The sequence below is a fragment of the Microbacterium sp. genome, assembly GCF_031178525.1.
Taxonomy (GTDB): Bacteria; Actinomycetota; Actinomycetes; order Actinomycetales; family Microbacteriaceae; genus Microbacterium.
The window spans coordinates 1-14,532 of the sequence record NZ_JAPSJA010000047.1 but is presented as its reverse complement, the minus strand read 5'-3'; the positions used below and the strand labels follow the sequence as shown (position 1 = coordinate 14,532).

At 69.8% G+C, this 14,532-nt stretch carries 12 protein-coding genes and 1 riboswitch; of the genes, 1 reads left to right on the top strand and 11 read right to left on the bottom strand.

The window, feature by feature from the left end:
- The 6 genes from RIF89_RS05175 to RIF89_RS05150 form a co-directional block, all read right to left on the bottom strand.
- Nucleotides 1–1,481 (bottom strand): GTP-binding protein (locus RIF89_RS05175; RefSeq protein WP_309068074.1); only part of this gene is annotated, 1,481 nt, incomplete at its 3' end.
- Nucleotides 1,482–1,599: 118 nt separating this feature from the next.
- Nucleotides 1,600–2,151 (bottom strand): PH domain-containing protein, encoded by a 552-nt coding sequence (locus RIF89_RS05170; RefSeq protein WP_309068073.1) that lies wholly within the window; start codon nt 2,149–2,151, stop codon nt 1,600–1,602.
- Between the two features lies 1 nt (nt 2,152).
- Nucleotides 2,153–3,850, bottom strand: coding sequence for an ABC transporter ATP-binding protein (locus tag RIF89_RS05165; protein ID WP_309068075.1), 1,698 nt, complete (start codon nt 3,848–3,850; stop codon nt 2,153–2,155).
- Nucleotides 3,851–3,867: 17 nt separating this feature from the next.
- Nucleotides 3,868–4,809, bottom strand: a complete 942-nt coding sequence (locus RIF89_RS05160) for an ABC transporter permease (protein ID WP_309068072.1) — start codon at nt 4,807–4,809, stop codon at nt 3,868–3,870.
- On the bottom strand, nt 4,799–5,728 hold the full coding sequence (locus RIF89_RS05155) for an ABC transporter permease (protein WP_309068071.1): 930 nt from the start codon (nt 5,726–5,728) through the stop codon (nt 4,799–4,801). The genes RIF89_RS05160 and RIF89_RS05155 overlap by 11 nt, the downstream gene beginning before the upstream one ends.
- Nucleotides 5,729–5,910: 182 nt before the next feature.
- Complete coding sequence (locus RIF89_RS05150) at nt 5,911–7,542, bottom strand: ABC transporter substrate-binding protein (RefSeq protein ID WP_309068070.1); 1,632 nt, start codon at nt 7,540–7,542, stop codon at nt 5,911–5,913.
- Nucleotides 7,543–7,756: 214 nt separating this feature from the next.
- Here RIF89_RS05150 and RIF89_RS05145 point away from each other — a divergent pair, with 214 nt between their 5' ends.
- Nucleotides 7,757–8,542, top strand: coding sequence for a CPBP family intramembrane glutamic endopeptidase (locus RIF89_RS05145; protein WP_309068069.1), 786 nt, complete (start codon nt 7,757–7,759; stop codon nt 8,540–8,542).
- Between the two features lie 7 nt (nt 8,543–8,549).
- Here the strand turns inward: RIF89_RS05145 and RIF89_RS05140 are convergent, their stop codons facing one another.
- The 5 genes from RIF89_RS05140 to RIF89_RS05120 form a co-directional block, all read right to left on the bottom strand.
- Nucleotides 8,550–9,134, bottom strand: a complete 585-nt coding sequence (locus RIF89_RS05140; RefSeq protein WP_309068068.1) for a GNAT family protein — start codon at nt 9,132–9,134, stop codon at nt 8,550–8,552.
- A 62-nt stretch (nt 9,135–9,196) separates the two neighbouring features.
- Nucleotides 9,197–12,010: an aminomethyl-transferring glycine dehydrogenase gene (gene gcvP, locus RIF89_RS05135; protein ID WP_375294432.1), complete on the bottom strand. Its 2,814-nt coding sequence runs from the start codon at nt 12,008–12,010 to the stop codon at nt 9,197–9,199.
- Nucleotides 12,011–12,063: 53 nt separating this feature from the next.
- Entirely contained in the window at nt 12,064–12,444 is a 381-nt protein-coding gene (gene gcvH, locus RIF89_RS05130; RefSeq protein ID WP_309068066.1) for a glycine cleavage system protein GcvH, read from the bottom strand.
- Nucleotides 12,441–13,559, bottom strand: coding sequence for a glycine cleavage system aminomethyltransferase GcvT (gene gcvT, locus RIF89_RS05125; RefSeq protein WP_309068065.1), 1,119 nt, complete (start codon nt 13,557–13,559; stop codon nt 12,441–12,443). The genes gcvH and gcvT overlap by 4 nt, the downstream gene beginning before the upstream one ends.
- 140 nt (nt 13,560–13,699) lie before the next feature.
- Nucleotides 13,700–13,816, bottom strand: a riboswitch (glycine riboswitch).
- 141 nt (nt 13,817–13,957) lie between these two features.
- Nucleotides 13,958–14,413, bottom strand: a complete 456-nt coding sequence (locus tag RIF89_RS05120; protein WP_309068064.1) for a MarR family winged helix-turn-helix transcriptional regulator — start codon at nt 14,411–14,413, stop codon at nt 13,958–13,960.
- Between the last annotated feature and the right edge of the window lie 119 nt (nt 14,414–14,532).

Genomic DNA, 14,532 nt, shown 5'->3' with positions numbered 1-14,532 from the left:
GCGTTGGCGATGCCCGTGCCGCGCGTGATCGAGAGGAACTCGGTGCGGAAGCCGATCAGGCCGCGCGACGGGACGATGAACTCCATGCGGATCCAGCCCGTGCCGTGGTTGATCATGTTGTCCATGCGGCCCTTGCGGTTCGCCATGAGCTGCGTGACCGCGCCGAGGTGCTCCTCGGGCACGTCGATCGTAAGGTGCTCGTAGGGCTCCTGGAGCTTGCCGTCCTCGCTCTTGCGCGTCACGACCTGGGGCTTGCCGACCGTGAGCTCGAAGCCCTCGCGGCGCATGTTCTCGACCAGGATGGCGAGCTGCAGCTCGCCACGGCCCTGCACCTCCCACGCGTCGGGACGGCCGATGTCGTTGACGCGGATCGAGACGTTGCCGATGAGCTCGCGGTCGAGGCGTTCCTTGACCATGCGGGCGGTCAGCTTGTGACCCTTGACCTTGCCGACGAGCGGCGAGGTGTTGGTGCCGATCGTCATCGAGATCGACGGCTCGTCGACCGTGATCTGCGGCAGCGGGCGCACGTCCTCGGGGTCGGCGATCGTCTCGCCGATCATGATGTCCTCGAAGCCCGCGATCACGGCGATGTCGCCGGGGCCGGCCTTCTCGGCAGGGTAGCGATCGAGCGCCTTGGTCATCAGCAGCTCGGTGATGCGGGCGTTCTGCGTCGTGCCGTCCTGGCGCACCCAGGCGACCGTCTGGCCCTTCTTCAGCTCGCCGTTGAAGACGCGCAGCAGCGCGAGGCGACCGAGGAACGCCGACGAGTCGAGGTTCGTGACCCACGCCTGCAGCGGCGCCTCGTCGTCGTAGGACGGCGCGGGCACGTGCTCGAGGATCGCCTCGAACAGCGGCTCGAGGTCGTCGTTGTCGGGAAGCTCGCCGTTCGCGGGGCGGTTGCGCGACGCGGCACCGGCGCGGCCCGAGGCGTAGACGATCGGCACGTCCAGCAGCGCGTCGACGTCGAGGTCGGGCACGTCGTCCTGCAGGTCGCTCGCGAGGCCCAGGAGCAGGTCGTGCGCCTCCTCCTCGACCTCGGCGATGCGCGCGTCGGGGCGGTCGGTCTTGTTGACGAGCAGGATGACCGGCAGCTTCGCCTCGAGAGCCTTGCGCAGCACGAAGCGGGTCTGCGGGAGCGGACCCTCGGATGCGTCGACGAGCAGCACCACACCGTCCACCATCGACAGGCCGCGCTCGACCTCGCCGCCGAAGTCGGCGTGACCCGGCGTGTCGATCACGTTGATGGTGATGGGGGTGTCGGTGTGCGCGCCGTTGTACGTGATCGCCGTGTTCTTGGCGAGGATCGTGATGCCCTTCTCACGCTCGAGGTCGTTCGAGTCCATCGCACGGTCCTCGACGTGCGCGTGCTCGCCGAAGGAGCCGGTCTGGCGCAGCATGGCGTCCACGAGCGTGGTCTTGCCGTGGTCGACGTGCGCGACGATCGCGACGTTTCGGAGGTCGGAACGGAGGGCGCGCGCCATGAAAGATCCTTAGCTGGAGGAGGCGGGAAAAGTTGAGGGCCCGGAGCCGAGCCCCTCGATACTATCGCGGCCCGGGTTCCGGGCCCTGAATGGTGGCCCGGTGCCCGGCCCGGGCTTGTCAGCCGGCGATGAGGACGGACGCGACGCAGGACGCCGCGATCACCGCGGCGGCGACGAACGCGACGATGTCCCACGACACGGAGGGACGCGCGCCCGGCTGGCGACCGACCGACGCGTGCAGACCGCGCATGACGTCGAGCGTCGTCTCGGTGTCGTCCGTGCGCCTGCGGCCGGCGCCACCCCAGCGGCGGGAGAACGACCACGCCTCCACGACGCCCTTGCGGCCGCCGAGGCCCGTCGCCGCCGCATCGGACGTGAGGTGGAACTCGAGCTGCCAGCGCATCACGATGTCGTCGACCGTCGACCAGGGCAGCTCGATCGTCCGCAGCACGTTGTGCACGCGCACGCGGTCCTCGTCCACCTCCAGGTGCGGCGCGTAGAGGAAGACGTACACGAACCACACGGGGATGAGCAGCCACGGTGCGATCAGCAGCGCCTGACCCCAGCTCCCCCGCACCACCACGTCGCCGAGCAGGAACAGCACGACCGCCGCCACGGCCACGAGCCAGAAGGTGCCCGTGGCCGGGCGGAGGACGCGACGGCCGGTCACCTCAGTGGCCGGCCAGGTTCACCGAGGCGCCGGGGATCGCGTCCAGCAGGCGCTGCGTGTAGGCCTGCTGCGGCGACGCGAAGATCTCGTCGACGGTGCCCTGCTCGACGACGCGACCCTGCTCCATGACGCACACCAGGTCTGCCGCGACGCGCACGACCGCGAGGTCGTGGGTGATGAACAGGTACGTCAGGCCCAGCTCCGCCTGCAGCTCGGCGAGGAGCTGAAGGATCTGGTCCTGCACGAGCACGTCCAGGGCGGAGACGGCCTCATCGAGCACGACGATCGACGGCTTGAGCGCGAGCGCACGGGCGATTGCAATGCGCTGACGCTGACCGCCCGAGAGCTCGTTCGGGTAGCGCCACGCGAGCTCGCGCGGCAGCGACACCTGCTCGAGCAGCTCGAACACGCGCTCCTGGCGCGCCTTCTCGTCGCCCCAGCTGTGCACCTTGAGCGGCTCGGCGATGAGGTGACCGATGCTGCGCAGCGGGTCCAGCGACCCATACGGGTCCTGGAACACCGGCTGCATGCGGCTGCGGAGATGGAACACGTCCTTGCCGCTCATGCTCGACGGGTCCTTGCCGTCGATCAGGATCTGACCGCTCGTGACCGTCTCGAGCTGCAGCACCATCTTCGCGACGGTCGACTTGCCCGATCCGGACTCGCCCACCAGCGCGAGCGTCTTGCCGCGCGGGATCGCGAAGGACACGCCGTCGACCGCGCGGAAGGGCTCGCTGCGGAAGCCGCCCTTGCGGATCCGGTACTCCTTCACGAGATCGCGCACCTCGACCACCGGCGGAGCGTCGGCGACGTCGTCCAGGTGCTCGACACCGCGCTCCTCGACGACCGCCTGGATGCGCTGCGACGCCAGGCTCGGCGCCGCCGCGACGAGGCGCTGCGTGTAGGGGTGCTGCGGGTTCTCGAGGATCGCGCGGCTCGGACCGGCCTCGACGATCTCCCCCTGGTTCATCACGATGATCCGGTCTGCGCGGTCGGCCGCGAGTCCCAGGTCGTGCGTGATGAACAGCACAGAGGTGCCCTTGTCGCGCGTGAGCGATGCGAGGTGGTCGAGGATGACCCGCTGCACGGTGACGTCCAGCGCGCTCGTGGGCTCGTCGGCGATCAGCAGCTTCGGGTCGGCCGCGAGGCCGATGCCGATCAGCGCGCGCTGACGCATGCCGCCCGAGAACTGGTGCGGGAACTGGTGCAGGCGGCGCTCCGCGTCGGCGAGGCCGGCCTGCTTGAGCACCTCGATCGCGCGGGCGCGGACCTCCTTGCGACCGGTCGCGAGGCCGTTGGCGCGCACCGCCTCCTCGACCTGGAAGCCGATCGACCACACGGGGTTGAGGTTCGACATCGGGTCCTGCGGCACGTAGCCGATCTCGCGACCGCGGATCGACTCCATCTCGCGGCGGCCGACCGTCGTGAGCTCGACGCCGTCCAGCTGGATCGAGCCTCCGGTCACCTTGCCCGTGCCGGGAAGCAGGTCGATCACCGCGGCGGCGGTCGTCGACTTGCCGGAGCCCGACTCGCCGACGATCGCGACGGTCTCGCCGGGGTAGATCTCCAGGTCCACACCGTGCAGGACCTCGCGGGCCTTCTTGCCGGTACCGAAGGAGACCTTGAGGTCGCGAATCTTCAAGAGCGGCTCGGTCACGGCGTTCTCCTTCGCAGCCGCGCGCAGGTCGGCGCGCGTCATCGAGACATCGGATGCGGTCATCGCTGCGCCCTCGACTTCGGGTCGACGGCATCGCGCAGCAGCTCACCGAGCGTGATGAACGCGAGCACCGCGATCGTCAACGCGAGGGAGGGCCAGAACAGCGCCATCGGCGCCGTGCGGATCTGCGTTTGCGCGTTGCTGATGTCGGCTCCCCACGAGACCACGCCGCCGCCGAGACCGACGCCGAGGAAGGACAGCGTCGCCTCCGCGACGATCGCATGTCCGAGGCTGATGGTGGAGACCACGATCACCGGCGCCATGGCGTTCGGAAGCACGTGGACGAGGAGCGTCTTGAAGCGCGACAGCCCCAGCGCGATGGAGGCCATCACATAGTCCGACTGCTTCACCCTCAGCACCTCCGCCCGCACGATGCGCGCGGTCGAGGCCCACGAGAATCCACCGATCGCGAAGGCGAGCGTGAGCTCATTGCGGAACTCCGCGCCCATCACCGTCATGACGACGATCGCCGCGACGATGTAGGGGATGGTGAAGAAGATGTCGCCGATGCGCGAGAGCAGGGAGTCGACGAAGCCGCCGTAGAAGGCAGCAAGCGCACCCATCACGACGCCGATGACGGTGCCGATCAAGGTGGCGAGCAGGCCCACCACCATCGAGGTGCGCGTACCCCACACCAGGCGCGCCCAGATGTCGCAGCCCTGCCGCGTGAAGCCCAGGGGGTGCTCCGCGGTGGGGTCGCCGTTGCTGTTGGCGAGCTGGCAGGCGCCACCCGAGGTTCCCACCTGCGTGAACAGCATCGGCGCGACGGCCATCACGACGACGAGCAGCGCGAAAGCGAGCGAGATCCAGAACAGCGGCCGCCGACGCAGATCACGCCACGAATCGAGCCAGAGGTTGCTCTTCTTCTCGTCGATCCGGACCGCGTCGACGACGACCTGCGCCTGCTTCACCGGCGCGACGAAGTGCGTGTTACTTGACATAGCGGATCCTCGGGTCGAGCAGACCGTAGAGCAGGTCCACGAGCAGGTTGATGAGGACGTAGATCACCACGAACACGGTCACGAACGACACGACCGTCGGCGTCTCGTGCTTGATGATCGCCGTGTAGAGCTGGTTGCCGACGCCCGGCACGTTGAAGATGCCCTCCGTCACGGTGGCGCCGACCATCAGCACGCCGAACTGGGCGGCGATGTCGGTGACCATCGGGATCATGGAGTTGCGCAGCACGTGCACGGGGATGACGCGGCCGCGCGAGAGGCCCTTGGAGTACGCGGTGCGCACCCAGTCCTGGCCGAGGGTCTCGATAGTCGACGAACGTGTCAGCCGCATGCTTGTGGCGTAGATGCTGAGGCTCAGCACGATGGCGGGCAGCCACAGGTCACCCCAGTCGTTCTGGCCGCCCACCGTCGGACGGAACCACTCCAGCTGCACGCCCAGGAAGAACTGCGCCACGAACGACAGCACGAAGATGGGCACCGCGACGAAGATCAGCGCGACGACCAGCATGGCGTGGTCGAAGACCGTGCCCTTCAGCAGGGCCGACGTCAGCCCCACCACGATCGCGATGACGAACGCGATGGCGATGGCCATCACCGCCAAGCGCAGGGTCACGGGGAAGGTGCGCTGCAGCACCTCCATGACGTCCTGACCCGAGAAGGTCGTTCCGAAGTCGAGGCGCAGGATCCCGCCCAGGTAGTTCAGGTATTGAACGATGAACGGCTGGTCGAGCATGTAGCGCTCGCGAAGCTGATTGAGCAGCGCCTCGGGCGGCTGCTTGTCTCCGAACAGCGCGGCGATGGGATCGCCGGGCATCGCGAAGACCATGAAATAGATCAGCAGAGTGGCGCCCAGGAACACTGGGATCACCTGCAGGATCCGTTTGAGGATGTATACGGCCACCCTCAGCCTCCCTCCGGGGATTAGACGACCGTGCTCGCGCACGGAAAAGGGCCCCGCCCGGCGGCGCCCTGACATGCAATCCTCACGCCGTCCTCCTGGGAGAACCGTGTGACGACTTGCGAGACATGAGGCGAGGCGGTGGCGCGTACGCCACCGCCTCGCCGGTGTTCACCTGGCTGGGCTCAGCCCTTGGTGATGTTGTAGTGCAGCGGCACCGAGTTCCAGCCGAACTCGACGTTGTCGACCGTGTCGGCCCAGCCGGCGGTCACGTTCGAGTACCACAGCGGGATGACCGGCAGGTCGCGCAGCAGCACGGTCTGCGCCTCCTCGAACAGCGCGTTCGCGGCGGCCGGGTCGGTCTCGGCGATGCCCTCGGCCAGGAGCGAGTCGAACTCCTCGCTCGAGTAGTCACCATCGTTCGAACCGGCGTTCGTGGCGTACAGCGGGCCGAGGAAGTTGTACAGACCCGGGTAGTCCGCCTGCCAGCCGGTGCGGAAGGCCGACGTGATGGTGCGGTTGGTGACCTCTTCGCGCAGGCCGGCGAAGTCGGGGTAGGGCTCACCAGCCGCGTCGATGCCGAGGACGCCGGCGATCGAGTTGGTGACCGCATCGACCCAGGCCTGGTGGCCGCCGTCAGCGTTGTAGGCGAGCGTGAAGGAGCCCGACCACGGGTTCATCTCATCGGCCTCGGCCCACAGCTCCTTGGCCATGTCGGGGTTGTAATCGAGGACCTCGCCGCCCTCGAGCTCCTCGCTCCAGCCGTCGATGACCGGCGACGTGAAGTCGCTGGCCGGCGTGCGCGTGCCGTCGAAGATCACGTCGGTGATCTCCTCGCGGTTGATCGCCATCGAGATCGCCTGGCGGCGCAGAACGCCCTCTTCACCCTCGAAGTGCTCGAAGTACTGCGGGATCGTGAACGACTGGAAGATGGCCGCCGGCTGGTTGACCCAGCGGTCCTCGAGCTCGTCCTGGTAGGTCGCGAATGCCGCGTCCGGGATCTGGTCGAGCACGTCGAGGTTGCCCGACAGCAGGTCCTGGTACGCCGCGTCCTGCGTGGCGTAGAACACGATCTGCAGTCCGCCGTTCTGCGGCGTACGGGGCCCGTCGTAGTCGGGGTTGGCGACCAGGTCGATCTGGACGTCGTGCTGCCAAGCGCCGTCCTCGGCCAGCATGTACGGGCCGTTGCCGATCGGGTTCTCGCCGAACGCCTCCATGTCCTCGAAGGCGGCGTCGGGCAGCGGGTAGTACGCCGAGTAGCCGAGGCGCTGCGCGAAGTCGGAGGCCGGCTTGTTGAGCGTGATGGTGAACGTGTAGTCGTCCACCTGCTCCAGGCCCGAAAGCTCCTCGCGGTTCTCGTCCCAGCTGAAGCCCTCGATGTCCTCGAAGAAGTAGCTGGAGAGCTGCGCGTTGTCGAGCGCCGCACCGTAGTTCCACGCCTTGATGAAGTTGTCTGCGGTGACTTCCTCACCGTCCGTGAAGGTCAGGCCCTCGCGGATCTTGACCGTGAGCTGCGTGGGAGAGTCGACGGTGATCTCCTCCGCGACCTCGTTCTGCACCGAGCCGTCGGCCTGGTAGGAGACGAGGCCCGAGAAGATGCTGTCGAGGATCTTGCCGCCGCCGACCTCGTTGGTGTTGGTCGGGATCAGCGGGTTCTGCGGCTCGTTGCCGTTGGTGATGATGATGGCGTCCGAGGCGCCCGAGTCGGGGCTCTCGCTGCCGCCGGTCTCGCCGCCGCCGCTTGCGCAGCCGGCGAGCACGATGCTGCTCGCGCCGAGCAGCGTGATGCCCGCCAGGGCGATCTTGTTGCGCTTCACTAGAGGTTCCTCCTGGGGAAGGGTGGGTAGGTGCCCGCGTCGGGTGGACGTGTGGGCGATAGCGATCACCCTAAGCCGACCGGCGGACTGACCCAAATGTTGCGCAGAACCGTTACATACCCTTTACAGCGGGCGTGGGTCGTTGGGCATTCTGTTGGTCGCCGGCCGAATCCTTGCGGGATCCGGGCATATCGTCGTGTGGCAGTCTTGCCGGGTGGCCACGACCGATCCGTTCCCGCGCCCGGTCTCCGCGCGCGCGCGGACGCGCGTCCGGGTCGAGATCGCACTCGTGCTCGCCATCACCGTGGGCCAGTCGGCCCTCTACGCCGTGCTCGCTCTCGTACGCCGTCTGCTGGAGCCCGTGCCGCTGTCGGAGCAGTCTGCGCGGCTGAACACACCGCTCGACGCGGCCGTCGTGTGGGACATCGTGTATCGCCTGCTGGACGTGGCGTTCGACCTCGCTCTCGTGGCGCTCGTGCTGTACCTGCTGTGGGAGCCGGGACGCAGCGCGCTGCGCCGGCTCGGCCTCGACTTCTCAGGCTTCGGCCGCGACGCCGTGCGCGGGATCGCCCTGGTCGCCGTCATCGGGATCCCCGGCCTGGCGCTCTACGCCGGCGGGCGCGCGCTCGGCGTGACCGTCGCGGTCGAGGCCTCCCCCGGCGGGCTCGAGCTCTGGACGGTGCCGCTGCTGGTGCTCTCCGCCCTCCGCGCGGGTCTCGTCGAGGAGGTCATCGTGCTCGGCTACCTCGGCGACCGGCTGTCGCGGCTCGCCTGGGGACCGTGGCGGATCATCGTGGGCGCCGCGATCCTGCGCTGCGCCTATCACGCGTACCAGGGCTGGGGAGCGATCATCGGCAACGTCGCGATGGGGCTCGTGTTCGGCTGGTGCTACCGGCGCTGGGGCCGGCTGATGCCCTTCGTCGTGGCGCACACCGTGATCGACGTGATCGCCTTCGTCGGATACCCGCTCGCGGCGACGCTGCTGCCCGAGCTGTTCTGACGCGCGCTCAGCGCGCGGCGAGGCGGTGCTCGAGGCCGGCCCGCACCGCGGCCCACTCCGTGCTCAGGATCGAGAACACCACGGTGTCGCGCGCGATGCCGTCGGGCATGATCGTGTGGCTGCGCAGCACCCCGTCCTGCTTTGCCCCCAGGCGGGCGATCGCGGCGCGTGACTGGTGGTTGTGCCAGTGCGTCCGCAGCTCGACCGCGATGCATCCCAGCACGTCGAACGCGCGCTCGAGCATCAGCAGCTTGGCGGCGGGATTGATGCCCGTGCCCTGTGCCGCGCGGCCGAGCCACGTGGATCCGACCTCGAGGCGGCGGTTGGCGTCGTCGAGGTTGAGGTAGGTCGTCATGCCCACGGCCCTGCCGTCGCGCGCGTCGACGACCGCCCACGGCGCGAGCGCCCCCGCCGCCTGGCGCGCGAGGCGACGGTCGATCTCCTCGGCCATCTGCTCGGGCGACGGGATGCGCGTGTACCACGTGCGCGACAGGTCCCCCACGGCGACGGCGAGGTCGTCGCGGTGATCGTGCGACAGCGGCTCCAGCCGCACGACGTCGTTCTCGAGGACGGGGGTGTCGGCGAAGCTCACGCGTGCAAACCTACCCGCGCCCTCTCCCACCAGCCGCACACGGACACGGCCCGGCGGAGCGCCTAGGCGAACGCCTCGATCGGCGGGCACGCGCACACGAGGTTGCGGTCGCCGTACGCCTGGTCGACGCGACGCACGGGCGGCCAGTACTTGGCGGCGACGGACCCGGTCGGATACACCGCCAGCTCGCGCGCGTACGGATGCGTCCAGTCGGACGCGATCGCCGCGGCCGCGGTGTGCGGCGCGTTCACGAGCGGGTTGTCGTCCGCCGGCCACTCCCCCGCCGCGACGCGCTCGGCCTCGTCGTGGATCGCGATCATGGCCTCGACGAAGCGGTCGAGCTCGGCGAGGTCCTCCGACTCCGTCGGCTCGACCATGAGCGTGCCCGCGACGGGGAACGACATGGTCGGGGCGTGGAAGCCGTAGTCGATCAGCCGCTTGGCGACGTCGTCCACGGTCACGCCGGTGCGCTCGCGCAGCGGACGCAGATCCAGGATGCACTCGTGCGCCACGAGGCCGTCCTCGCCGGTGTAGAGCACGGGGTAATGATCCTTCAGGCGCGCGGCGACGTAGTTCGCGGCCAGCACGGCGGCGCTCGTGGCCTCCGTGAGCCCCTCGCGGCCCATCATCCGGATGTACGCCCACGTGATCGGCAGGATGCCGGCGGAGCCGTACGGCGCAGCCGAGACCGGACCGATGCCCTCGAGGTGCGCGTCGCCCTGCGCGAACGCGTGCGACGGCAGGAAGGGCGCGAGGTGCGCCTTGGCCGCCACCGGTCCCACGCCGGGTCCGCCGCCGCCGTGAGGGATCGCGAACGTCTTGTGCAGGTTGAGGTGCGACACGTCGCCACCCAGGTCACCGAAGCGCGAATGACCGACGAGCGCGTTCAGGTTGGCGCCGTCGATGTACACCTGCCCGCCGGCCTCATGCACGGCGGCGGTGATGTCGCGCACGTCGTGCTCGTACACGCCGTGCGTCGACGGGTAGGTGATCATGAGCGCCGCGAGTGTGTCCGCGTGCGCGGCGATCTTGGCCCGCAGATCCGCCAGATCGACGTCGCCACCCTCTCCCGTCGCCACGACGACGACCTTCATGCCCGCCAGGACCGCGGAGGCGGCGTTCGTGCCGTGCGCGGAAGACGGGATCAGGCACACGTCGCGCTGGAGGTCGCCTCGCGAGCGGTGGTATCCGCGGATCGCGAGCAGTCCCGCGAGCTCGCCCTGGGATCCGGCGTTCGGCTGCAGCGACACGGCGTCGTAGCCCGTGACGTCGGCGAGCCAGGCCTCGAGCTGCGAGATCAGCTCGAGATAGCCGGGCACGTCCTCGCGCGGTGCGAACGGATGGATGCGCCCGAACTCGGGCCAGGTGATGGCCGCCATCGCGGTCGCGGCGTTGAGCTTCATGGTGCACGAGCCGAGCGGGATCATTCCTCGGTCGAGCGCGTAGTCCTTGTCGGCCAGCGTCTTGAGGTAGCGCATCATGGACGTCTCGCTGTGGTGCGTGTGGAACACCGGATGCGTGAGGTACTCGTCTGTGCGGCGGATCTCGCGCGGGATGCTGCGCGGTGCCTGGTGCTCGAACCATCCGAAGGACCGCTGCTCCGGGCCGCCGAAGGCCCGCGCCACGCGTTGCAGATCCGTCATCGTCGTCGCCTCGCCCACCGCGATGCCGACGGTGTCCGCGTCGAACCGGTGGAGGAGGACCCCCAGCTCGCGCGCGGTCGCGACGACGTCATCAGCCCGACCCGGCACACGCACGGTGAGCGTGTCGAAGAACGCATCGTGCAGGATCTCCGCCCCCGTCTCCGCGAGCCGGTCGCGCAGCAGGGTGGTCTTCATGGCGATGCCGCTCGCGATCTCGCGCAGGCCGCGCGGGCCGTGGTACACGGCGTACATCGACGCCATGACGGCGAGCAGCACCTGCGCCGTGCAGATGTTCGACGTCGCCTTCTCGCGTCGGATGTGCTGCTCGCGCGTCTGCAGCGCGAGCCGGTACGCGGGATTCCCCTCCGCGTCGACGGAGACGCCCACGAGGCGCCCGGGGAGCTGACGCTCGAGGCCCGTGCGCACGGCCATGTAGCCCGCGTGCGGGCCGCCGAAGCCGAGCGGCACGCCGAAGCGCTGCGTCGACCCGACGACGATGTCCGCACCGAAAGACCCGGGCGACGCGATGAGCGTGAGAGCCATGAGATCGGCGGCGACGACCACCTGACCGCCCGCCACGTGCACGGCGTCGATGACGCCCGACGGGTCCCAGATCCGCCCGGATGCGCCGGGGTACTGGATGAGGGCGCCGAACAGACCGCCCGGCAGCTCGGCGCCGCCGGCCAGGTCGAGCTCGACGAGCTCGATGCCGAGCGCCTCGGCGCGCACCGCCAGCACCGCCTTGGTCTGCGGCAGCGCGTCCGCGTCGACCGCGAACACGTCGCCTCCACCGCGCACGGCGCGGCGCGCGACGAGCATGCCCTCGACCGCGGCGGTCGCCTCGTCGAGCATCGACGCGTTCGCGACCGGCAGGCCCGTGAGGTCGCCGACCATCGTCTGGAAATTGAGCAGGGCCTCGAGCCGGCCCTGCGAGATCTCGGGCTGGTAGGGGGTGTAGGCCGTGTACCAGGACGGGTTCTCGAGCACGTTCCGCTGGATCACCGACGGCGTCAGCGTGTCGCTGTAGCCGAGGCCGATCATCGGCGTGAGCACGCGGTTCTGTGCGGCGAGCGCGCGCAGCTCGGCGACCGCCTGTGCCTCCGAGACGCCCCGCTGCGGCAGCCGCCCCTCGCCTCTGGGCGATCCGGTGCGGATCACGGGCGGCACCGCGACGTCCATGAACCGTTCGAGCGCGCCGCGATCGTCGGCCGGGATGCCGACGGCGGCCGCCATCGTGTCGTGGTCGGCGGCGGATGTGCCGATGTGCCGCGCGGCGTAGTCGCGGCTCACTGGGCGTCGCCACCCGTCAGTGCGACGTACGCGTCGCGGTCGAGCAGCCCCGAGGGCGCGGACGTCACCCGCACCCGGATGAGCCAGGCGGCGAACGCGTCGGAGTTGACCGTCGCGGGGTCGGCATCCACGTCGTCGTTGACCTCGACGACCTCGCCCTCGACGGGCGCGTACAGCTCGGAGACCGACTTGGTCGACTCGATCTCGCCGAAGACCTGGCCAGCGGTCACCGAGGCGCCCACCGCGGGGAGGTCGACGTACACGACGTCGCCGAGCTGGTCCGCCGCGTAGTCGGTGATGCCGATCGTCGCGATGTCGCCGTCCACGGAGATCCACTCGTGCTCGGCGGTGTAGGAGAGGGCGGTGAGGTCGGTCATGAGTTCCTCCGGTAGAAGGGAAGGTCGGTCACGGACGCCGGGATGCGCGTGCCGCGGATGTCGATGGTCAGGTCGGTGGCGTGCGCGGCGTCGGGATCGACGAACGCCATGGCGATGGGGTGGCCGAGGGTGGGGCTGAGCGCGCCGCTGGTGATCTCGCCCACGAGCGCGTCGCCACGGTATACGCCGTAGCCGGCGCGGCCGGCGCGGCGCCCCTCGGCCGAGAGGCCGATCAGCACACGTGCGTCGGCGCGCGGGGCGTGCTCGCCCACGAAGCCGGTCTTGCCCGCGGGGATCACGCGGCCGAGGCCCGCCTGCGCGGGCACGATGTCGCGCGAGAGCTCGTGGCCGTACAGCGGCATCCCGGCCTCGAGACGCAGGGTGTCGCGCGCGGCGAGCCCCGCCGGGACAAGGCCGTGCGGCTCGCCCGCCGCGAGCAGCGCGCGCCACAGCGCGGCGGCGTGCGCGACCGGGACGAGCAGCTCGAAGCCGTCCTCGCCGGTGTATCCGGTGCGGGCGATCAGCAGCGGCTCGCCCTCGAAGAACGCGGATCCCCAGGCGTAGTTCCGCACCCCGGAAAGAGCGGGCAAGACGTCCGTCAGCTGCGCCACCGCGGCGAGGATGCGCTCCGCCGCGGGTCCCTGCAGCGCGATCAGCGCATAGTCGTCGCTCTGGTCCTCGACCGTCGCGTCGAAGCCCGCGACCCGGTCGGTCAGCGCCCGGGCGACGGTCTCGCGGTTGCCGGCGTTCGCGATGACGAGGAAGGCCTCGTCCTCCAGGCGATAGACGATCAGGTCGTCCAGGATCCCGCCGTCCTCGGCGAGGATCATCGTGTACTTGGCCCGCCCGATCGGAACGGCCGAGATCGCGCCGGCCAGGGCGTGGTCCAGGAACTCCCCCGCTCCCGGTCCTTCGACGAGCAGTTCGCCCATGTGCGAGATGTCGAACAGGCCCGCGGCCTGGCGCACCGCGTGGTGCTCCGCGAGGTCGGACGAGTAGCGCACCGGCATCAGCCAGCCGCCGAAGTCGGTGAACGAAGCGCCGAGGGCATCGTGCTCGCCGCGCAGCGGCGTCTCGCGCGGCTCCTCGCCGGCTGGGGTCTCGAGGGCGTCCATGAGTTCTCCAGTGCCCCGGAGCTCGGATGAGACCGGGAGAACTCCCCCTCTGTCATGGACCTGAGAGTTTCGGCGGCGCCTGCGTGAGCGCGTCGTCTTTCACCGTCGGCGGGAGCGTGGGCTCCGCTTTTCAGAGTGGCCCGATCCGCACGGTACGTGGACCTGAGAGATTGGCGGGGAGGCTTGCTCCTTCGGTGTCGCACTCGCGCCGGATCGGTGTCGATCCTGACGCCCGGCGACTCTCCCGCGGGGATCGTGGGGCCGTATTCGGTTATGCCGCGCCGGGCGATGCGCCCGGTGCTCCGGTCAGCATATCGCGCAGCAGCCCGCCGCGCCGGAACGCGGCGCGGCGGGCTGTGACGTGGCGAACAGTGGCGCAGCGGCGGCCCCCGGCGGGGTCAGCGCAGCCGATGCGTCGACTGGGAGAGCCTGTTGAGCAGTCGCGCCAGCTCCGAGATGTCCCGCTCCTCCCAGTCGCCGAACAGCCGGCGGTAGCGCGAGCGGGCGGCGCGCTTGATCGCCGCCTCGCGCTCGCGCGCGGCGTCCGTTGGCTCGACGACGAAGACGCGGGCGTCGGCCTCCGAGCGACGCAGGGTGACGAAGCCGTACTCCTTCAGGTCGCGCAGGTGCCGCGACACGACCGACTTGTCGATCTGCGTCTCGGCGATGATGTCCGACACCGTCAGCGGCTCGCCCTGCGAGCGGCCATGGTGCAGCACCGTGCGCAGCACCATCCAGGTGCCCGGCCGCATCTCGGGATCGAACTCGGACGCGACAGAGCTGCGCCACTCCTTGATCAGCGGCCCGAGCGCCGCGAACGCGGCCTCGAGCTCGTCGATCGAATCACCCTGCATGGCCGAATTCTCCCCGATCACGGCGTGCTCACTCGCCGCCGTGGCGTCGGCTGCGGCGTGTCGGCTGCCCATCCGGCAGCGTGATCGCGCCGCTCTCGACCAGCTCGCGGAAACCCTCG

Bases quoted from the DNA above. Each gene is read 5' to 3' on its own strand.
- RIF89_RS05165 (WP_309068075.1), bottom strand. From the start codon at position 3,850: ATGACGCGCGCCGACCTGCGCGCGGCTGCGAAGGAGAACGCCGTGACC.
- RIF89_RS05160 (WP_309068072.1), bottom strand. From the start codon at position 4,809: ATGTCAAGTAACACGCACTTCGTCGCGCCGGTGAAGCAGGCGCAGGTC.
- gcvP (WP_375294432.1), bottom strand. From the start codon at position 12,010: ATGGCGGCCGCCGTCGGCATCCCGGCCGACGATCGCGGCGCGCTCGAA.
- gcvH (WP_309068066.1), bottom strand. From the start codon at position 12,444: ATGACCGACCTCACCGCCCTCTCCTACACCGCCGAGCACGAGTGGATC.
- gcvT (WP_309068065.1), bottom strand. From the start codon at position 13,559: ATGGACGCCCTCGAGACCCCAGCCGGCGAGGAGCCGCGCGAGACGCCG.
- RIF89_RS05120 (WP_309068064.1), bottom strand. From the start codon at position 14,413: ATGCAGGGTGATTCGATCGACGAGCTCGAGGCCGCGTTCGCGGCGCTC.